The sequence below is a fragment of the Candidatus Angelobacter sp. genome (assembly GCA_035607015.1).
Lineage (GTDB): Bacteria > Verrucomicrobiota > Verrucomicrobiia > Limisphaerales > AV2 > AV2.
Window position 1 is genome coordinate 1 of record DATNDF010000095.1, and the last position, 19278, is coordinate 19278.

Consider the following 19278-nt stretch of genomic DNA (forward strand, 5'->3'; position numbering starts at 1 on the left):
GCCGTGACTCCAGTGGTTTCTTGCGATCCAACCACCCGCGCCAGCGATAGTAACAAAAAACCGCTTCGCTCGTCTCGCGCTTCATGGCGGGCGGAAGGTCAGCCTGCTTTCCGAGTTCAAGCCGCAACACGCCATCGGCCGGGTGCTCGCGATCCGACCGGCGAATCACCTCGCAGGCAATTGACAATGCCGGTCTCTGAAAACGCGTCGGGACAGATGCCACCGCGTGTGATCTCGGCCCGCCGGAATGAATTTTGACAGCGCTCACTACGGCGCCAGTGTGCCACGCGAAAACACCTCAGCAAAGTCCCGACTATTGTCGTTCAACGCGCCCCGGTTTCGCGCAAGATTTCATTTCCGGCGCGACGTCCAAACCCGCGAGGATTTGTTCCGGTGTGCCACCGCGTGCGCGCAACGATCGCAGACTCAGGCCATCGTGGCGTTTCGCCAGACGAACGCCGTATTCGTCGGTCACCAACGGACAATGGCAAAACACCGGCGGCCCGAGGCCGAGCGCCCGATATAACAAGAGTTGCCGCGCCGTCGAAACGAGAAGATCAGCGCCACGGACGACTTCAGTGATCTGCATGGCCGCGTCGTCCACAACCACAGCGAGCTGATAGGCGGGAACATCATCGTGACGCCAGATCACAAAATCGCCAAAATCTTTTCCAGCGAGAAATTGTTGCGGACCAAAAAGTCCGTCGTCGAAAGAAACGACTTCGCCGTCGGGGACGCGAAAACGCCAATTTGCCCTTGGCCGCTGGTCTTGGGTCTTGCGTTTGGAGTTGGGGCGGCAGGTGCCGGGATAGATGGGTTCGTCTTCGGCTTCATGCGGAGCGTTGAGCGCGTTCAGAATGTCCTTGCGTGAGCAGGTGCAGGGGTAGATGAAGCCGCGATCCCGCAATTTCTCCAGCGCGCCACGGTAAATATCAAAACGCTCACTTTGATTGTACGGGCCGAAAGGCCCGCCGCAATCCGGCCCTTCCTTCCACTCGAATCCAAACCAGCGAAGGTCCTCGAGCATGCCACTGACAAATTGCTCTTTGCAGCGGGCATGATCGAGGTCTTCGTTGCGCAGGATCAAAACACCGCCGTGGTTTCGCGCGCGCTGTTGAGCGATCCGGAAAGTGCGCGCATGGCCGAGGTGCAAATAGCCCGTCGGCGACGGCGCAAGACGGCCCCGGTAACACCGAATCCGCGGTGGTTCAAAAGAGCTCATGCGGGTTCGTCTCCAGCCATTCACCCAGTCCAGGCAATGGAAACGAAAGCAGTTTTTGGATTTTCGCGCAGTTGAGCGACGTGTCCGCCGGGCGCGGCGGGCCGGAGTAATCCTTGCGCGAGGCCGGTTCCAGTCGCGGACAGAGCTGCGGCCAGCGCGCGGCGATGAGCTGCCCGATCTCCCAGCGAGACAAACGCTCGCTGCCAGCGACGTGAAAGAGGCCGCGTCGATTTTGTTCGACGAGTTCCCAGACCACCCGCGCCGTCACTGCCGCGGGCATCGGGCACCGAAATTCGTCGGTGAAGAGTTTCACCGTCTCTCCATTTTTCCACGCGTGCCGCAGCTCCTCGTTGAAACCACGGTCGGCGGTCGGCGAAACGCCGCCGTTGAGTGACATCCGAACGACGGTGTGCTTCGGGTTCGCGAGGACGATTTGCTCGGCGGCAACTTTCGTTTCCGCGTAAACGCTCAAAGGATTTGGTGGTGCACTTTCATCGTAGTTACCTTGCTGGCCGTCGAACACCAGATCGCTGGAACAGAAGACGAGCGGAATGTCCGCGGCAAGCTCGGCCAGGCGGGCGGTGACTTCGACATTCAGTTTGCGGGCGAGCGAAGGATTTTGTTCGCAGGCGGGACTGCGGCTCAACGCGGCGCAATGAATGATGAGCCGAGGTTTTTGCTCGCGGAATTTCTGGCGAACGACTTTGAAATCGGTCAGGTCGAGTTGCTCGCGGGTGAGGCCGATGACTTGCCGTTTTGAAGCGAGGCGCGGAGCGGTGTGGACAAGATAATTGCCGATCAGTCCGGCCGCGCCGGTGATCCACGCCAGAGAAGAGGCCATGTCACATGTTCAATTCTTTTTGCTCGCCGTGCGTTTTCTGTGATTCCGGCGCATTCTTGAATGTGCCGTCCAGGCTTGCCGCACTCGTGGGACGTTCGATCCACTGCCCTTCCATCAATTCTTTCATCGTGCGAAGTTGCGGGCGCGGTAATTTCTGTTCGTTCGTCTTGTGCTCGTAGAAACCAACGCTGGCGGCTTCGTTGGAAGCGGTTGGCTGCCGTAGGTGTCCTTGAGATAGCGGCGGAGGATGTCGAGGTTGTTGCCGTAGTAGAGCGTGCCCATGCGATGAGGCTACGGAATCCAGCGCGGGCGGTCAACGCGGGCCTGGCGTCAGTCAAGCAGCCGTTTCGTCAACCCGCCGTAAGCATCAATTCGTCGGTCACGCAGGAACGGCCAGTGAGTGCGGGTCACGTCCACTTTGTTCAGGTCCACCGGCACTATCAGATTCTCTTCTCTGTTTGCGCTGGCTTTGGCAAGGAGTTGTCCCGAAGTGCCGGACACAAAGCTTTGGCCCCAGAACTCGATACCGTCACCGCCCGCAGGGCGCTCAAGTCCGGTCCGGTTCGCGACCGCGACGTAGCAGCCGTTGGCGACGGCGTGACTGCGTTGAATCATTTCCCAGGCGTCGTGCTGGGCCACGCCGTGTTTCCGTTTCTCGCCCGGATGCCAGCCAATGGCAGTCGGATAAAAAAGAATCTGTGCGCCCTGCAACGCGGTGAGGCGCGCGGCCTCGGGGTACCATTGGTCCCAGCAGATCAGCACGCCGATGCGGGCGTACTTCGTCTGCCACGCCCTGAAGCCGAGATCGCCCGGCGTAAAGTAAAACTTCTCATAGAATAGTGGGTCATCGGGAATGTGCATCTTGCGGTAGATGCCCATCAACGAGCCGTCGGCGTCGATCACGGCGGCAGTGTTGTGATAGACGCCCGCGCCGCGCTTCTCGAACAGCGACGCAATGACGACGACCTTGCGTTTCTTCGCGAACTTCTGAAAGGCATCAGTGGTCGGTCCAGGAATCGGCTCCGCAAGCGCGAAGTACTTATGGTCTTCGCTCTGGCAGAAGTATTGGGATCGAAACAACTCCTGAGTGCAGATGATTTGCGCGCCGTCTCCGGCCGCGCGTTCAACCGCCCGCAGGGTTTTTTTCAGGTTCGCGGCGGGGTCAGCAGAGCAACCCGTCTGCACCAGGCCCAGCGTGACCGTGGAAGACCGGGATTTCATCTGCGCTTATCTGCGGGGCGCGACGCTGGTTGTCCGGTTGAGAATGATGGTGCTGCCGCGCGACTCATCCACCGTGTGCATGGGCGCCTGGCCAAACAGTTCTCGAATGAACCGGCCCAGTGTCTCGTTGGTCGGACCGTAACCGGTGTGGTAGATGTAGTGCTCCAGTTCGTAGAGCATCTCGTCCGCGTCGGGGTAGCGGCGGTCGAGGTCCCGGACGAGGGCGCGCTGCAGGATTTCGTTGAGACGGTCGTCGATGCGGCTGTCGAGTTTGCGGAAGTCCGGCAGAGCCAGCGTCATGATGCGATCGCGGGATTCCTCCGGCGTCGCCCCCTTGAAGACATTGTAACCGAGAAGGAGATTTGCCAGAACGACGCCCGCGGAAAAAATATCCGATCGTTTGTCGGTGATTTTGAAACTTGCCTGTTCGGGACTCATGAAGTCCGCCTTTCCGGCCACGACCTCGCCCTCGTTGTCCTGCAAAAACCCGCGCGCCTTGGCGATGCCGAAGTCAGTGAGTTTCACGTCCCCTTCAAAGGCGATCATGATGTTTTTGAAGCTCACGTCGCGATGCACGATGCCCAGGAGCTTGCCGTCCTTGTCGACCTTGCCATGCGCGTAAGCGAGGCCGCGGGCGATGCGGCTGACGATAAACACCGCCAGTTCCATGGGCAGCGGGCGATGTTTGTCCGCCAGCTGCTGCATGAACTGTTCAAGATTGGCTCCGCGAATCATCTCCATGGCAATGAAGTAAATCTGGCCGGTTGAACCGAGATGATAGGTCTGGACGATGTTGGTGTGGATCAAATCGGCGACCAGCTTTGCCTCCCCGATAAAATTCTCGATGAAGGTTTTTTGATTGGCGTAGCTTTGTCGAATGACCTTGATCGCAACCCGCTTCACGAAATCGCGGGCGCCGTGCTGCTCCGCTTCATAGACAACCCCCATGCCGCCTTCGAAAATCTTGCGAACAATTTCGTAGCGAAACTCCGATTGTATCGTGAACAAACTGCTCACGCGGCCATGTTGTGAGAATCCAACATCAAGTCAAGCCTTCGCTCCTTGCGGAAAATTTTTTGCCTCGCGATTTCTTCACGACGGACCCGGCGGGCGCCGTTCAACGACACGCGGAGTCAGAGACAAATAGGATCTCGATGTGCAAATCCAGCGATTTTTCTTGGGAAAAATGTGATTTTTCTCCTTGCGCGGCAGTGTTGAATCGTTTTAATACGCGCAAGTCGGACGACGTTTAACCAATTAACATATTCAAAACTTACCTATGGCAAAAGCACTCTCCAAATCCCAGGTCGCAGCAGAGGTCGCTGGCAAAGCGGGAATTACCAAGAAGCAGGCGGTCGAAATCCTCGAACACATCGCGCAGCTGGCGTACAAAAACGCCAAGAACTCTTTCACACTGCCCGGTCTCGGCAAACTCGTGTTGGTCAATCGCAAGGCTCGCATCGGTCGCAACCCGGCCACCGGCGAACAGATTCAGATTCCGGCCAAGCGCGTCGTGAAATTCCGCGTTGCCAAGGCCGCTAAGGACGCGATCCTCAACGCCAAGTAATCGTTTTCGATTTCCCCGGGGCGCTCTGAGAAATCAGAGTGCCCTTTTTGTTTCAGGAGCACGAGTGATCGAGCGACCTGGACCGGATACGACGCCGTGACGGGCGAATCTCCCGTCACTCCACAAATCGGTTTCAATGAAGATTGGCGTAGTGGGTTGTGGAGCGCTGGGAAGTTATTACGGCGCGAAACTCTGCCGCGACGGACGAATGGTTCATTTTCTGTTGCGGTCCGATTATGAGGCCGTTCGACGCAACGGCCTGCAAATCCGCAGCTTGGAAGGCGATTTCCGTGTCCATCCGAAATGCGCCCGCGCACCGGAGGAGGTCGGGCCATGCGACCTCGTTTTGATCGGATTGAAAACGACGGCCAACGATCAATTTTCCAGACTGCTGCCGCCACTTGTCGGCGCCGACACTGCATTGCTCACATTGCAGAATGGTCTCGGCAACGAAGCCCGGCTCGCCGACCTGTTCGGGCGCGAAAAGATTCTGGGCGGGCTCTGCTTTGTCTGCCTGAACCGGACGGAGCCGGGGGTTGTCGAGCACCTTGCGCACGGAACCATCGTCATGGGTGAGTACCAGCGCTGGCCAGAGCCCCGCACGCAGAACATCGCGTCGCTCTTTCGTCACGCAGGTGTGCCGTGCAAGGTCACCGACGATCTGGAATGCGCGCACTGGGAGAAGCTCATCTGGAACATCCCGTTCAACGGCCTCGGTGTCGCGGGCGCAGCCGGCTACGAAACCGTGCTGAGCGGTTTTCTCCGGACCGACGTGACCTGGGGACCTTGTCTGCCAACCGACCAGTTGCTCGGCGAACCGCGCTGGGAAAAACTTGTTTATGAATTGATGAAGGAGGTCATCACCGTGGCCAACGCCCTTGGCTTGAAGATACCGGCATCAGCCGCTGAACGGCAAATCTCCCGGACTCGCGCGATGGGCGCATACAAGGCGTCAACCTTGATTGATTTCGAGCGGCACCATCCGCTGGAACTGGAAGCCATGTTTTTGGAGCCCTTGCGGCAGGCGCAGCGCGCGAAGGTGCCGACGCCGCGCCTTGCGGTACTATGCGATGTGTTGAGACAGATGGAACCGCGTTGACGAAGAACGCGCCGGCAGCCGGAGCGCGACTCCAATAGGGTTGAAGCCGTCCGCTGCGAATGTATCGCTGGCTGGCGAGAGCGTCCGCCGCATGTCAGAATAGTTTTGACGCCGCGTCGCCGGTGCGAACAATAGACCGTCACTCACCCATCTTATGAAACGCTCAATCGGAACGCTTGCCTGGTTATTAACCGTATTGCCACTCGGAGCCAACGACTGGCCGCAATGGCGCGGCCCGCAACGCAACGGACTCTCACAGGAAACCGGCCTGCTCAAAGAATGGCCAAAGGAAGGACCCCGGCTGCTCTGGGAAGCGACTGACATCGGCCGCGGTTACTCAACGCCTGCCGTCGTCGGCGACCACCTCTACTTGCTGGCGAACGAAGGTTTGGAGAACGAATTCGTGGAGGCACTTGCGGTCAAGGACGGAAAACGGATCTGGCAGACGCGCCTTGGCAAGGTGGGCAAGCCGGCGCAGCAGCCCAATTTCCCCGCCGCCCGCTCCACACCGACGGTGGATGGCGAATTCCTTTACGCTCTCTCCTCTGATGGCGCGCTGGCATGTCTGGAGGTCGGTTCAGGCAAAGTGCGCTGGCAACGGAGTCTCACCGATGACTTCGCGGGCACGTCCGGCAACTGGGCGTATGCCGAATCGCCATTGATTGACGGCGACACACTGGTGTGCACGCCGGGCGGCAGTGAGGCCACTCTGGTGGCATTGAACAAGCGGACGGGCGATGTGATATGGAAGTGCGCGCTCCCGGAAGGCGATCAGGCCGCGTTCGCCTCTGCAATCGAGGTGGAGGTTGGTGGCGTGAAGCAGTACGTTCAACTTCTGCAAAAAGGCCTGGTGGGTATCGAAGCAAAGACCGGCAGGTTTCTGTGGCGCTTCGCAAAGGCGGTCAGCCGATATGGCGCAAACATCCCGACACCGCTGGCCAGCGACGGTTACATCTACACTGCCTCAGCGGGCACGGGGGGCGGCGCGGTGAAGCTGAAGGTCAAGGATGCCACAGTCGATCCCGAGCAGATTTATTTCGAAACGAAGTTACCCACCGCGATCGGGGGGACGGTAAAAGTCGGGGATTGTCTCTACGGCACGACCGACCGCGCGCTACTTTGCGCCGATTTCACCACGGGCCGCGTAAGGTGGGAAGATTCCGGACTAAAGGCAGCCTCGCTCTGTTATGCGGACGGACGCATTTATCTGCATGGTGAGAACGGAGACGTGGCGCTGGTTGAGCCGTCTCCGGACTCCTACCACGAGAAGGGTCGCTTCACGCCGGTGGATCAGCCGAAAAAGGCCAATGACATGGAAAAAGCGTGGGCTTATCCGGTCGTCGCCAACGGGCACCTTTACATTCGCGACCACGCCGTGTTGTGGTGCTACGACGTGAAGTCCGTGCAATGATTCAGACTTTCAGGAGCGAACGTGCCTCGGCCATACCCGGAGCAGGGCGCCCAAACTCGCTGGCGGTAACCCGCGCCAGTGCCGAGACATGACGCCACCGAAAGGCCCGGCGCGTGCCGGCAAATTCCTCCGAAACAGTGCGGTAAAATTTCTCCGCGTGTAAGGCGCCATCCTCACTGACCGCGTAGCGCAAAAGCAAGTCGAACACGGCGCGAGGCGCGTGGCCAAGTTCGCCGTAACGATGGATTATTGCGGCAGCTTTGGCCTGGAGATTCCCACGAATGGCCTCATCGGCTTCACGCAGCAACGCTTCGGCGGCGGTCGCCTTGATTTCCTCCAGGTGCCGGGCGAGCGGGAGCGGCTGCCAGTTCAGGAAATCACCGCCACGTGCGGTGCGGTCAAGAGCAACCTGGTAGGCGCCGAGGATCAGGCTCGCGAAGCGATTCCGCGCGTTGCCCACGCGCGCCATGTTGCGCCAGGCATTGGCTGAATCACAGGCATGCACGCCAATCGAGTCGCCATGCACGCTGCCTACGGGTTTGCCAGGCACATCTTCTCGTGGTGTGCGGCCCTGGTCACGCAGAATCAGTTGGTTCGCCGCCAGGGTCATCGCTTCACCAAGATCGTCCGGCGACATTCCTTCCGCCAGCGCCGCTGCCGCCACCTCGGCAGCCTGTGCAGGAGTGGACCTGAAAATGGTCTGGCTCATCTGGTCGACCCAGCCGTCATCCGCCCGCCGCTCTCCGGACGAACGATCGGTCAGTTTGTATTCTTCAAGCATCTTTGGCAGTAACGTGCGTGGCTCATCCCACTTTGCTGTGTGCTGCCACGATTCCGCTTTGACGCAGTATCGGACCGACTGTCGCAACAGGGCGTGGGCCTGCTCCCTTCCGATGAGTCCCAACAGATCCCACGCCCGGTAAGGCAGCACAACGCGGTGCACTTCCGTGCTATCCTGCACCGCAAACAACAACTGATTGAACGCGTCTTCAGGTGAAAGCTGCGCGAGGCGCGCAAAGGTCTGTTCAGCTGCGTTCACGTCTTTGCGCCGAACGGCCTCCCGGAGCAGCTCTCCACCGATCCGATTTTCGGGCAGTGTCACCGGTTGAACGACGTGCAGGACCTCCTGCTTGCGTCCACCGTGCTCCTGGATGCGGTTGGTATTGCGGTACAGAACCTTGAAGACCGGCAGTGGTTTCAGGGCGTCTGGCAATTCCTTCGCCATATGGAACGCAGGCGCCAGAGCCATCATCGTGTGGAACCCGACATAATCCTCGCCCCCAAAAGTGCGCGCGTTGGCAAAGGCGGCGGCCGCGACCAATTCCCGCAATTCAACGCCCGCTTGCAATCGATCTGTGAGGACAGCCAACAGCCGATTGGCCGGCGTCTCCTGCATCAAACACACCAACGGCTCAAGCGAGCCAAACGTGAGCGCATCGGTGGTTTCCTCTCCCAGCGCTCTGGTCAATCCCAGTCCGTGGGCAAGTTCGCGGCCGACTGTCGCCACCAACATCCCTCTTCCAACGTCAGCAAGAAACATTCGACGGGTGGTCGTCACATTCATAATGGTTGTCCGGTGGAATGGCTTTCCATACCCATGCTTTCCTCATACGCCGATTGTTGATTGCGTCAAGAGTCTTGTGGACGCGTCGTAACAGGTTCGACGATCGCCGCTGGATTCAACCTGACGAAGGTCCATGTGAAAGTGGAGTCGGCGCTTTTTCGACTGCGCCAGTTGTCCGAATCTTTCCCTCGATCTGACCCGGCGGTCTCGCGAAAGGTCTGTCCCTGATCGAGTACCAGGGTATTTTCCGACAAGTAACCTGAAACATTTGTTGAAGGTCCAATCCGGTTCCGGTTAGCGCCCGGGCCATGAACGGAGCCAGACTTCAAATGGACCCGACTCGATCGGCCTGTTAGAACTTAATCAGCCTTCCGTAAAAACCTTTCGCCAATCCGCGCGCGCGTCTACAATATCTCCCATGCCCCGACGCCTGACGGATCATCTTTTGTCGGCTCCAAGAGCGCGACGCAGGAGGCGCGATTTGCTGCTTGCCGCCTTGTTCTTGTTGATGCATCCGTCAGCCAAATTGAATGCTGCCGGTCGCGTGACGGACGGGCCTGGTCCAACGGACCATAAGATCGAGGGGCGGCGTGAGGCTTTCACTGGCAGTCGTTTCACTTTGCAAAAGGGTGATGTCGTCGCATTCGTCGGCGGCGCAGACGTCGCGGCGGCGCTCGAGTCTGGTCATTTGGAAACATTGCTGACGGCCAGATATCACGGACTGGACGTGCGCTTCCGCAATTTTGGCTGGGAAGGAGACACCGTCCACGCGCAACCACGCGATGTCGGCTTTCCATCGCTCCAGTTTCATCTTAAACGCGCCGCCGCAACGGTCATTATAGTTCAGTTCGGACGCTGTGAATCCTTGAGCGGCCGGGCCGGGTTGTCCGATTTTGTCCGCGATTACGGCCATTTGCTCAACGAATGCGCCGAGTTGACACCCAGACTAGTTCTCGTCACTCCCCCGCCGTTTGAGCGAAGCGGCGGATTGCTCCCGGATTTGTCCAAACGCAACCCCGACCTGGCGGTCTATTCACAAGCAATTCACAAACTGGCACGCGAACGCCACCTGCCGATCGTGGATCTGTTCAACGAACTGGGTGGTGAATCACATCAGGAACCGCGGTTGACCGGGGATGGCCTGCAACTGACTCCGCACGGCCACGCGCTGGCCGCGGCGGCGTTCGTTCGCCAGCTTGGACTTGTCAGTTTGGCGGCCGCGGCAGGGGCACCGGACGACAATGGGATCTGGCCAAACATACGGCTCGAACGGCTCCGTCAGGTGGTCGTGGCCAAGAATCGAATTTGGTTCAATTACTGGCGACCGGAAAACTGGGCGTTCCTCGGAGGCGATCGGACCGAACAGCCCAGCAGCCGCGACCATCGTGATCCAAGAATCCGTTGGTTTCCGGCGGAGATGGAAAAGTTTGTTCCGATGATTGAAGCGAAGGAGCGCGAGATCGCGAAACAGGCGGACGAGTTGCAATTATGAGGACTGTATGATGTCCAGATTATCTCCACTCTTGTCGGGGCGGGTGCCGCGTGTCTCACGGTTATTGCTCGGTGTCGTTTCTGTCGCGGGAGTTTGTGTGGGCGCGGCCGATCTCGACGATCCCGCATCGGAACGGGCCGCATTCCAGATCGCAGACGGCTTTGAAGTGAATCTGTTCGCCTCGGAGAACGAGGGCGTCGTGAAGCCGATCCAGATGCGCTTCGATGCGCGCGGCCGGTTGTGGGTTATCGGGAGCACCGTTTACCCGCAAATTGAACCCGGTCAGGTGCCGAACGACAAGGTCCTCGTCCTCGAGGACACGAATGGGGACGGGCATGTTGACAAGACCACGGTATTCGCGGACGGCCTCATGATTCCGACGGGCATTGAATTGGGTGACCGCGGCGTTTACGTCGGCCAGGGCACCGAATTGCTTTTCCTGAAAGACACGGACGGTGATGACAAGGCAGATGAACGCCGAGTCGTGCTGCGTGGCTTCGGGACGGGGGACGCGCACCAGATGATCAACTCATTCCTTTTTGGCCCCGCTGGCGAATTGTGGTTCTCGCAGGGGCTGCATATCCGTTCCCACGTCGAAACACCCTGGGGAATCACACGGCTGGAGCAGGCCGGCATCTGGCGGTTGTGGCCGCGCCGCTTAAGGCTCGAAGGTTTCTATGGTTCCGAACACGAGCCCCAGAATCCATGGGGGTTTGTCTTTACGGATTGGGGTGAACCCATCGTCCTCGCCGGCAACAACAGCTCGGCCATTTATCCCGTTCCCGGCCTCATCGTCAACCATCGCGACGACGGGCCTGCGTTGATCTGGAAAAACGGGAATGGGCGCAAGGTGAGCGGCGGCGACATCGTCGGCACGGCGCACTTTCCAGACGCCTGGCAAGGTGCGCTCATCGTCGGAGGCTACATAAACAACGCGGTGTGGTCGCTGAAGATCAGCCAGGACGGCGCGGGCTTCGTCCTCGAAGATTTGCCGCCGCTGATCAAGTCCACCGACCGCAGCTTCCGCCCGGTAGACGTCAAGTTTGCACCAGACGGCTCGCTTTATATTTGTGACTGGTTTAACCCCGTCATTGGCCATTATCAAGCGAGCTTCCGTGATCCCAACCGTGACAAGACGCACGGTCGCATCTGGCGCGTGACAGCCAAAGGTCGGGCGTTCACCCAAGCGCCGCAACTGGCCGGTGCGTCCGTCGAAAAATTGCTGGCGTATCTGAAATCGCCGGATCGCTGGACACGACACTTCGCAAAGCGCGTGCTCGCTGATCGGCCTGTTGAACAGGTGACCACGGCTCTCAAAGGATGGATAGCGCAACCTGATTTGTCCGAACATGACCTGATCGAGGCACTCGGAGTGTATCAAAGTCATGAAGCAGTCGCGCCCGAACTCCTCGCCCGTCTGTGCCGCGCGTCCAATCCGGAAGCGCGCGCCTACGCCGCAAGTGTCGTTGGCACCTGGGCTGATCGGCTCGCAGATCCCCTGGCGTTGTTGCGCCCACTCGTGGCCGACGACAATCCGCGAGTGCGACTGCACGCCGTCGTGGCTTGCACGTATGTAACCAGCGCGGAGGCGATGGAAGTCGCATCTGTCGCTGCGGATTATCCAACGGACAAGTTTCTAGCCTACGCACTGAACCAGGCGGTCTTCGCCCTGAAGCCCTACTGGCTGCCGTTGTTCAGGGCGGGAACTCTAAAGATGGAGAACAAACTGTCACGTATTGACCTTCTCGTTCGAGGGGACGGGACGCGCGATACTCTTCAGGTGGCGCGCGACCTTCTCAAATCGGATTCTGTGGACTCCGCAGCACGCGAAGCCTATCTCATCATGCTCGTCGAGCACGGTGACCCGGACGATCTGGCGAGCCTGCTGACGCTTTCCGATGCACCGCTGCAGGCCCGTATGCTGCAAGAACTGGCTATCGTTACGCGCGTCCGCGGCTTGCGGCCGACGGGCGACCTTGTGGCCCCGCTCCGTCCGCTTGTCGCGAGTGAAAACCTCCAACTGCGCACTGAAGCACTCAAGCTCGCCGGTGTCTGGAGGCTTGAGACCTTTCGCTCTTCGGCTGAAGCCTCTGCCTTCGACAAGGGTGCCGACACAAAAAGCCGCCGCGCCGCCGTCCAAGCCCTGGCATCACTTGGCGGAGATCGCAGCCAGAAATCGCTGCTGCGTCTCGCAAGTGAAGACGCGCCTTTGATACAAAGCGAGGCGATTGCGTTGTTGGCCGAATTCAATCTGCGGGACGCGGCCGTCAAGGCAGCCGAGTTTCTGCACCACACGTCATTCGACCCTTTCTCTTCCGTCGACAACGTGCCGGGGGATAGCGGGCTGCCTGACTCCGGGTTTGGGGAAATCTTTTCTGCATTTTTGCGACGACAGGGTGGAGCGTCGGCGCTGTCGGACGCATTTCAAGCCAAGGGACCGACCAAGCCCGCAGCCGAGGCGGGACTTCGTTTGATGACGGCAAGCGGCAGACGTGACGAACGATTGGCGCGCGTCCTGGCCGACGCGGCTGGCTTTGGGAACACGGCACAGAGACTGACAAGCGAAGACCTCGACGCCTTTGCCGCGGAGGTCCGTTCTCGCGGCGACTCCGGGCTCGGACGGGAAATCTTTCTCCGACCCGAACTCGGTTGTAGCGCTTGTCACACCGTAAATGGCCAGGGAGGTCGGATCGGCCCCGATCTGAGCGCGCTCGGGACCGCGCAAACCGTGGAGTTCATCATCGGCGCGGTCCTGGAACCGCAGAGAGAAATCAAAGAAGGGTTTATGTCCATTTCTGTCCTGATGACGGACGGAGAGGAATATCAAGGGTATCAAATTGCCGAAACACGAGACGAACTCGTGCTTCGGGACGTGCTCCAGTCCAAGGAAGTCCGATTGCGTCTGGATGCGGTTAAGGAAAAGAAGCAGAACGGTTCGGTGATGCCAATGGGCCTGGCTGACACCCTTACCCGCACGGAATTCCGTGACCTCATTCGCTTTCTCTCAGAGTTGGGGAGGCCCAAATAGGTGAAAAGCCGCCAATGATCTCGCTTCGATCACAAATAGGCAACAAACACGGCACTCCCGATGCTTCCGGACGGTCCCGGGAAATGAAGGCTTTCAATAACATCGTGGGCGGGGCCAGCGCACTTTTGATGAAAACTGGAACCCGAAACTACAGGTTACTACGAGCCGTTTCGCACCACCGACTATGACAAGCCTTGCAACTCAACGATATGGACGAGGCCGGCCGTCAATTGCGCCTCACAGAGTGGACCCGCACCGTGAGGAAACGGACGATATAGTGTTCCATGTTGAAAACCATTTGGAATCATGGAGGCACCTTGCTCATTTCATAAGCCTCGCCCGCGCCAAGCGGTTCGACCCTTCGGACGAAGACCATTTTCTGGAATTGAAGGGCGTTATTGTCCAGGAATTGGAATTGATCTTCTCCTCCGGGGAATGCAGCTCACCCGCGAAGGACGACGTTCACACGATGATGAACAACGCCCCTTCCCTTCGCAGCCTGAGCCAATCGAACGAGGGTGCGTTGCGAAATCTCGAACATCAGTGGCACCTGATCTACATTGCATGGCATGCCACGTTGGGCCAAATTAAGGTCAAACACCGCACGCTCGAAGTGCTCCATCCCAAAACAAGCCTTCTGCAGAGGTGGTCGTCGTGGTAATTTGACCTTCCGGTCAGAGCAGTTACGGATGACGCGGTCAGATTTTATCCAATGCTGTTCTAGTGGCATCGGCCAGTGCCGCTATCCGCGCCGACAACGGGAAGTCTGACGGCGCTTCCAGTGTGTAACTGTGTCGGGTTTTGTTCATAATGAGGTAGAAAGCCTCCGGCCACTGTGGGCGCTTCAATGGATCAAGGTCTGGCCGAATGATGCCCCCCTGCGCCGGACGGTCTTCAATGACTGGCGACCGGTCGATCGGGCAGACTTTTGAAACCGCTTCTATCATTTTGCCGCTCAAAGACGGTTCATCATCCGGATTAACTTCATAAACGTAGAATCCGTGCGCCTCCCAGTCTTCGTGGAGACACAACGTCAGGTCAAAGCGTGGCTGCCTTTCCAGCCAGGTGACGTGCGCCCGAACTTCCGCCGACTTGAGGTGGCGGTAGTCGCGATTGAGATCCACGCCGTCCACGTTCTCGCGACGGTTAAGGGGAAAGCCGGTCGGATTCAGGCAGGGGCACAGCCAGATGTCCGCGTCCGCAGGCCAGCGGTTTAGCCGCAACAACTGACAGACCGCGAGCGGGCCGGCTGGTTCGTCTCCGTGGATGCCGGTCGAGATATAAATCTTCCGCGTCTTGCAGTCCGTCCTCGCGGCCGCCCGGCGGAAGGCAAACAGGACCGGCTTCTGAGGCACCGGAATCTCTTCGATTTGCCAATGATATTCCCGGGCGGCAGTGAGATCGTCCTGTAAAATCCGGTTGATATCAACAGTCTCGCCCAGGTAGGCGTTTTTGTTTCTGCCGAGACGTTGAATCGTATGCGACATGCCAGAAAATAAACTGTCGCTTGTGGGCCTCAAGGCAGAGGGTTCTCAAACAACACCACTCGAAGGCGACGACGCGCTGATCCTGATCCTGTCAGAGTCGGCGAAATGCCGCCGCTCCTTGAACGGTGGCCGCATTTTCAGGCCAAGTAATTTCAGCATGTCACGGTCCGCATCATAATCGGGCGAGGGCACCGCACTGGTCAGCATCGTCCCGGTATCGCTGGAAAAAATCGAATTTGCGCCCGCCAAAAAGCACAATGCCTGTTCGGACAAACTGAGACGCGCCCGTCCCGCGGAGAGACGCACGACGGACGCCGGCATCACAACCCGTGCCGTGGCAATCATTCGCAGCGTCACGTCAAACGGCACGTCAGGCTGGTCGGCAAGCGGCGTGCCGGGCACTTTGGAGAGAATGTTGACAGGAACCGATTCCGGGTGCGGATGCATAGTTGCGAGTGTTCGGAGCATGGAAACACGGTCTTCGACTGTTTCACCCAGGCCGAGAATACCTCCGCAGCAGACCGTGACACTCGTTTTCCGGACGTTTTGCAGCGTCCCCAACCGGTCCTGATACGTGCGAGTGGTGATGATGGCTTTGTAATGTTCTTCAGACGTGTCGAGGTTGTGGTTGTAGGCGAAGAGGCCCGCCTCCTCAAGGCGTTTAGCCTGAGCTTCAGTGAGCATACCCAACGTGCAGCAAACTTCGAGGCCCATCGCCGTGACTCCTTTCACCATGTCGAGCACGCAATCGAACTGCGGACCGTCCCGCACCTCGCGCCAGGCCGCGCCCATGCAAATCCGGGTGACTCCGTTTTCCTTCGCGCGACGCGCGATGTCCGTCACCGCGTCGTTATCCATCAACGCCTGCGCTTCAATGCCGGTGTCGTAATGGGATGATTGGGAGCAATACCCGCAATCCTCGGGGCAAGCGCCGGTTTTGATGGAAATCAGTTTGCAGACCTGGACCTCGCGATCGTCGTGATGGCGCCGATGCACGCCTGCTGCGCGGAAGACCAAATCGAGAAGCGGTGCGTCATGGATCGAGCGGATTTCCTCAAGTTGCCAGTTGTAACGGATATCGTCGGGCATCGGTAACGTTGTGTTGTTCTAGTTGGCTCGGCCTGTCCGGAAGCAAAAGCATAACACGCATGGCGTCAACCATCTCAACTTCCGTGGTTGACACGATACCGAACGAGCCGGGCGTTGCAAGCCTTTGAAGAACGCTCTCGAGCCGAGCGGCCTCATTCTGGTTCCGGGAGTGACAACCGCGGCGCGTCGCCCGCCATTAGCGGATTGTCCGCGAATCCGCACGGCTCCAATTTCTCCAGCCAATCATCAATCAAGGCGCGGACATCCCGCAGATCGAGATGTTTGTGAGTGGGAGGGTACTTTTCAAGGTTTGTTGACGCCAGCCTGAGCAAGGAGACAGCCGGCTTCGTGCGGTTCTTTTGTAAATGCACGAACGCGCCCGCCAATTGAATCAGACCCTGATAAAAGGCGCCGTTCGGCCTTCCACGTTCCGGTAACCAGAGCTGTTCCAGGACATCGTGGGCCTCGTAAAATAGACCTTGATTGAAGCACTCGAAATAAGCGAGATAGTGCGCGTCTAGGTCCCGGCCCCGACAGTCTTCAATCAATTTCTCAACCTGCGCGGTTTTCTTGCCCATCAGGCGACGCTAGCACGGTCATGAATCCGCCGGCGAGTTCATTCGAGCGAGACCGAGGCAAAGCGAAGGTTGTCGCGCGCTGGAAAACATGCCCTTGCCCCGAGCCAGCAGTTCTCGAGCCGGCAGGACGTCTCAGGGCAACAAAGCCACGCACACCAGTTCGCCGTCTCCGCGGATGCCATCGCGCACATATAGTCTGCCGTCGGCGTAGGCGGGGTTGCACCAGTTCATCGCGCAAACTTGAGCCCGACCAGATTCCCGGAATTCGTGCGGATCGGCGGCCATGAGAACGAGTTGTCCGCTGTCCGTCAAAATCAGAATCTTGTTTCGCATGACCAGAAATGCCGCGTGTGCCTTGTCGGCCGGCGTAGAAATGATACCCTCTCGCGACCAGAGTAGTTTGCCCGACTCAAGATCGACACAGATGACGTTGCCTCGCGGGCCGAGTCCATAAAGATATTTGCCTACCGCCACCGGACTGGCGAAGTTCATCGCCGATTCCTTGCTCAACCATGCCTGTTCCGCCTTGAAACCTGTGGCATCGAGCGAAACTCTGACTCCGACCAGACCGGCCTGGTGCGAACCCGCCACGACGAGGTTGTTGTAAACGACCGGCGTGGTCACGTGCCGCCCCAACGCTGTCTTGATTGGAATACGCCAAAACAGTCTGCCGTCCTTCGGGTCAAGAGCGATCAATCCTTCAACGGTGAAACAAATCAACTGGCGTTCGCCGGCCAAAGTTGCGATGATGGGCGCCGCATAGGCGGCCTGATCGTTTTGCGATTTCCAGACCACCCTGCCAGTGTGCTTTTCAAAACAGACCACGCCGGCTCCGTTCGTCCCGCCAACGCACACGTAGAGAAAGTCGTTGTCAACCAGGGGCGAGCCATTGTTGCCGTGGCGCGTCGCCCCTGACGCGTTACCTTTCTCACCTATGAACACAGCACCAAAATCGTTCGTGAAATTGGTCCTCCAGATCCGCCGGCCGTCAGTGGCTTTCAAACACTGCAACTCTCCCTTGCACGAGAGCGCGTACACGCGGTCGTCGTCCACAATGGGCGTGCATCGTGGGCCGCTGGGTCCCTGCATATCCTTGAACGGGTCATCAATTTCCTTGCGCCAGAATTCCCGCGCCGATGCGACATCAATCGCGTGAAGGGTTTCCTTGCCGCTCGGGTTGTCAAAATAATAAACCCTGCCGCGCGCCAGGACGGGCGACGCCAATCCCTCACCGATCTTGATCCGCCACAAGACTCTTGTTTCCGCCGTCAGTCGATCAGGAACCGCTTCGTCATCCGGAACGTGGCCCGTACGTGCCGGACCCCGCCACTGCGGCCAGTCGAAGGCCAGGACGTGAAGCAACGAGCCGGCAAAAAACAGGATCACCCCGTGACGCACCCGAAAAATCATGTGGCGAATTCACGGGCAAACGAACATGGCGTCAAGCAGGAACGCCCCGGTAGGAAAACAAAATCCGTCCGTGTCCTTGAACACAGCGCCGAATCGCCTGCTACTTCCCGGCCGGAAAATCGCGCCGGTATCTTTTCAATAACGCACGCGGATCATTCCGCATGAAGTAAACCTTGCCGTGAAGCTGCTTGACCTCCCCGGGCTTGAGTCCGCCGACCCGCGGGTCGTTGTGCAGGCAGACAATCACACCTTGAAACAATTCCTGTGTTTTGTCCCACCCCATCGCTAGCAGGTATCGGCTGTCTGAAGAAAAACAGCCAATGAGCCCGTTGGTTGGCCGGTCCGGACTGATCGGTCGCGGATTCACATCTTCGAGATTGACTCCCATGGGAACATAAACCTGGCCACCGTGATACAGGGCATCTTCTGCACGGCACGTATTATCCAGCGTGATCAAGCCTTGCTCGGTAAAAATGAAGCTTCTGGTGATGTAGTTGGACTGATTGCAGCCGGTGAACCGATCCACCCGCATGCATGGCTGGAACCACTGCACATCCGCAAACTCGCGGCCGCGATTCCTGAGCGTCACCCGGAAATCCACGTCATCCTTCCCCGCACGGATTTCGTGCAGCACTTCTACGTCCGGCTCGATCAGTGTTCGCAATCGCACGTGTCGCCGGTCCTTGCTCGCAAACGTCAATTCCGTTCCGTGCGGAATCGTTGTCAGATGCCAGTCGCGTCGGGTCGAGCCGCTGCGGCAGAAAGCTTCCAGATACCAGATGTCCACTTTGCCGCCGGGGATTTTCGATCCCGAAACGGCAAGCATGTTGTTCGTCCAAACAACCGAGAGTCCATCCGCGGCCCGCAGGTCCGTTGCCATCGGGGCCGACGACATAAAAGCAGCCGTCACACAAACGCCGACTCGATTTATCGTTTTCATGATTCGGTTGAATGACGGTGCCGCGGCAATCAATTCTCGGTCGCCCATCCAGGTGGATCCTCGAGACGAAACAGGGTTTCTCCCGCTTTCGGGACAAGCAACACGCCTTCGGCCTCGCGTCCGGCGAAGTCTTTAACATGGATTGTGTCAGGATCACGATAACCCAGATTGATCCGACGACATTTCTCCCGAGAAATCCGCGTGGCAAGAGTAACGCGCGCGCGCGGCACCTCGACACCGGCTTCGAACGTACCCAGACCGTAAACGTGCGCGCAATGGGCGAGCACTCCCCAGGGGTACCGTTTGAACCTGTCCCATTGCCTGAGGAA

The 19278-nt window shown here is 58.7% G+C and carries 20 protein-coding genes; 6 read left to right on the forward strand and 14 right to left on the reverse strand.

Features of this window, described 5'->3' with window-relative positions:
- From VN887_03915 to VN887_03945, 7 genes are all read right to left on the reverse strand, one after another.
- On the reverse strand, positions 1–187 hold a 187-nt coding region (locus tag VN887_03915), incomplete at its 3' end, for a hypothetical protein (protein HXT39150.1).
- Between the two features lie 126 nt (positions 188–313).
- Positions 314–1222, reverse strand: coding sequence for a tRNA glutamyl-Q(34) synthetase GluQRS (gluQRS, locus tag VN887_03920; GenBank protein HXT39151.1), 909 nt, complete (start codon positions 1220–1222; stop codon positions 314–316).
- Positions 1209–2063: an SDR family oxidoreductase gene (locus tag VN887_03925; GenBank protein HXT39152.1), complete on the reverse strand. Its 855-nt coding sequence runs from the start codon at positions 2061–2063 to the stop codon at positions 1209–1211. The genes gluQRS and VN887_03925 overlap by 14 nt, the downstream gene beginning before the upstream one ends.
- Position 2064: 1 nt before the next feature.
- Positions 2065–2190, reverse strand: coding sequence for a hypothetical protein (locus VN887_03930; protein ID HXT39153.1), 126 nt, complete (start codon positions 2188–2190; stop codon positions 2065–2067).
- A complete protein-coding gene (locus VN887_03935) occupies positions 2187–2345 on the reverse strand; it encodes a hypothetical protein (protein HXT39154.1) in 159 nt (52 codons plus the stop codon). Before VN887_03935 ends, VN887_03930 begins: the two co-directional genes overlap by 4 nt.
- A 48-nt stretch (positions 2346–2393) precedes the next feature.
- Complete coding sequence (locus VN887_03940) at positions 2394–3284, reverse strand: carbon-nitrogen hydrolase (protein HXT39155.1); 891 nt, start codon at positions 3282–3284, stop codon at positions 2394–2396.
- A gap of 6 nt (positions 3285–3290) precedes the next feature.
- Positions 3291–4301: a serine/threonine-protein kinase gene (locus VN887_03945; GenBank protein HXT39156.1), complete on the reverse strand. Its 1011-nt coding sequence runs from the start codon at positions 4299–4301 to the stop codon at positions 3291–3293.
- A gap of 262 nt (positions 4302–4563) precedes the next feature.
- Here VN887_03945 and VN887_03950 point away from each other — a divergent pair, with 262 nt between their 5' ends.
- From VN887_03950 to VN887_03960, 3 genes are all read left to right on the forward strand, one after another.
- Positions 4564–4851 (forward strand): HU family DNA-binding protein, encoded by a 288-nt coding sequence (locus tag VN887_03950; GenBank protein HXT39157.1) that lies wholly within the window; start codon positions 4564–4566, stop codon positions 4849–4851.
- A gap of 136 nt (positions 4852–4987) precedes the next feature.
- Positions 4988–5950 carry a 2-dehydropantoate 2-reductase gene (locus tag VN887_03955; protein HXT39158.1) on the forward strand — a complete coding sequence of 321 codons (963 nt, stop codon included), beginning with the start codon at positions 4988–4990 and terminating at the stop codon, positions 5948–5950.
- A 154-nt stretch (positions 5951–6104) separates the two neighbouring features.
- Positions 6105–7361: a PQQ-binding-like beta-propeller repeat protein gene (locus VN887_03960; GenBank protein HXT39159.1), complete on the forward strand. Its 1257-nt coding sequence runs from the start codon at positions 6105–6107 to the stop codon at positions 7359–7361.
- Between the two features lies 1 nt (position 7362).
- On the opposite strand, the gene VN887_03965 is transcribed toward VN887_03960, so the two are convergent.
- Entirely contained in the window at positions 7363–8925 is a 1563-nt protein-coding gene (locus tag VN887_03965) for a hypothetical protein (GenBank protein ID HXT39160.1), read from the reverse strand.
- Between the two features lie 544 nt (positions 8926–9469).
- Between VN887_03965 and VN887_03970 the strand changes: the two genes are divergently transcribed.
- From VN887_03970 to VN887_03980, 3 genes are all read left to right on the forward strand, one after another.
- Positions 9470–10417, forward strand: a complete 948-nt coding sequence (locus tag VN887_03970; GenBank protein ID HXT39161.1) for a GDSL-type esterase/lipase family protein — start codon at positions 9470–9472, stop codon at positions 10415–10417.
- A gap of 7 nt (positions 10418–10424) precedes the next feature.
- Entirely contained in the window at positions 10425–13445 is a 3021-nt protein-coding gene (locus VN887_03975) for a PVC-type heme-binding CxxCH protein (GenBank protein ID HXT39162.1), read from the forward strand.
- A gap of 277 nt (positions 13446–13722) precedes the next feature.
- Positions 13723–14106, forward strand: coding sequence for a hypothetical protein (locus VN887_03980; protein ID HXT39163.1), 384 nt, complete (start codon positions 13723–13725; stop codon positions 14104–14106).
- Positions 14107–14143: 37 nt separating this feature from the next.
- Here the strand turns inward: VN887_03980 and VN887_03985 are convergent, their stop codons facing one another.
- From VN887_03985 to VN887_04010, 6 genes are all read right to left on the reverse strand, one after another.
- A complete protein-coding gene (locus VN887_03985; GenBank protein HXT39164.1) occupies positions 14144–14932 on the reverse strand; it encodes a M14 family metallocarboxypeptidase in 789 nt (262 codons plus the stop codon).
- Between the two features lie 45 nt (positions 14933–14977).
- Complete coding sequence (gene bioB, locus VN887_03990) at positions 14978–16021, reverse strand: biotin synthase BioB (GenBank protein ID HXT39165.1); 1044 nt, start codon at positions 16019–16021, stop codon at positions 14978–14980.
- Positions 16022–16173: 152 nt separating this feature from the next.
- Positions 16174–16599, reverse strand: a complete 426-nt coding sequence (locus VN887_03995) for a DUF309 domain-containing protein (protein ID HXT39166.1) — start codon at positions 16597–16599, stop codon at positions 16174–16176.
- Between the two features lie 132 nt (positions 16600–16731).
- A complete protein-coding gene (locus tag VN887_04000) occupies positions 16732–18009 on the reverse strand; it encodes a PQQ-binding-like beta-propeller repeat protein (protein HXT39167.1) in 1278 nt (425 codons plus the stop codon).
- A gap of 100 nt (positions 18010–18109) precedes the next feature.
- Positions 18110–18949, reverse strand: coding sequence for a hypothetical protein (locus VN887_04005; GenBank protein ID HXT39168.1), 840 nt, complete (start codon positions 18947–18949; stop codon positions 18110–18112).
- Between the two features lie 29 nt (positions 18950–18978).
- The coding region (locus VN887_04010) for a hypothetical protein (protein HXT39169.1) at positions 18979–19278 on the reverse strand (300 nt) is incomplete at its 5' end.

Coding starts and splice junctions, on each gene's coding strand:
- gluQRS (HXT39151.1), bottom strand. CDS start 1,222: ATGAGCTCTTTTGAACCACCGCGGATTCGGTGTTACCGGGGCCGTCTT.
- VN887_03925 (HXT39152.1), bottom strand. CDS start 2,063: ATGGCCTCTTCTCTGGCGTGGATCACCGGCGCGGCCGGACTGATCGGC.
- VN887_03930 (HXT39153.1), bottom strand. CDS start 2,190: ATGAAAGAATTGATGGAAGGGCAGTGGATCGAACGTCCCACGAGTGCG.
- VN887_03935 (HXT39154.1), bottom strand. CDS start 2,345: ATGGGCACGCTCTACTACGGCAACAACCTCGACATCCTCCGCCGCTAT.
- VN887_03940 (HXT39155.1), bottom strand. CDS start 3,284: ATGAAATCCCGGTCTTCCACGGTCACGCTGGGCCTGGTGCAGACGGGT.
- VN887_03950 (HXT39157.1), top strand. CDS start 4,564: ATGGCAAAAGCACTCTCCAAATCCCAGGTCGCAGCAGAGGTCGCTGGC.
- VN887_03955 (HXT39158.1), top strand. CDS start 4,988: ATGAAGATTGGCGTAGTGGGTTGTGGAGCGCTGGGAAGTTATTACGGC.
- VN887_03960 (HXT39159.1), top strand. CDS start 6,105: ATGAAACGCTCAATCGGAACGCTTGCCTGGTTATTAACCGTATTGCCA.
- VN887_03965 (HXT39160.1), bottom strand. CDS start 8,925: ATGAATGTGACGACCACCCGTCGAATGTTTCTTGCTGACGTTGGAAGA.
- VN887_03975 (HXT39162.1), top strand. CDS start 10,425: ATGATGTCCAGATTATCTCCACTCTTGTCGGGGCGGGTGCCGCGTGTC.
- VN887_03985 (HXT39164.1), bottom strand. CDS start 14,932: ATGTCGCATACGATTCAACGTCTCGGCAGAAACAAAAACGCCTACCTG.
- bioB (HXT39165.1), bottom strand. CDS start 16,021: ATGCCCGACGATATCCGTTACAACTGGCAACTTGAGGAAATCCGCTCG.
- VN887_03995 (HXT39166.1), bottom strand. CDS start 16,599: ATGGGCAAGAAAACCGCGCAGGTTGAGAAATTGATTGAAGACTGTCGG.
- VN887_04000 (HXT39167.1), bottom strand. CDS start 18,009: ATGATTTTTCGGGTGCGTCACGGGGTGATCCTGTTTTTTGCCGGCTCG.
- VN887_04005 (HXT39168.1), bottom strand. CDS start 18,949: ATGAAAACGATAAATCGAGTCGGCGTTTGTGTGACGGCTGCTTTTATG.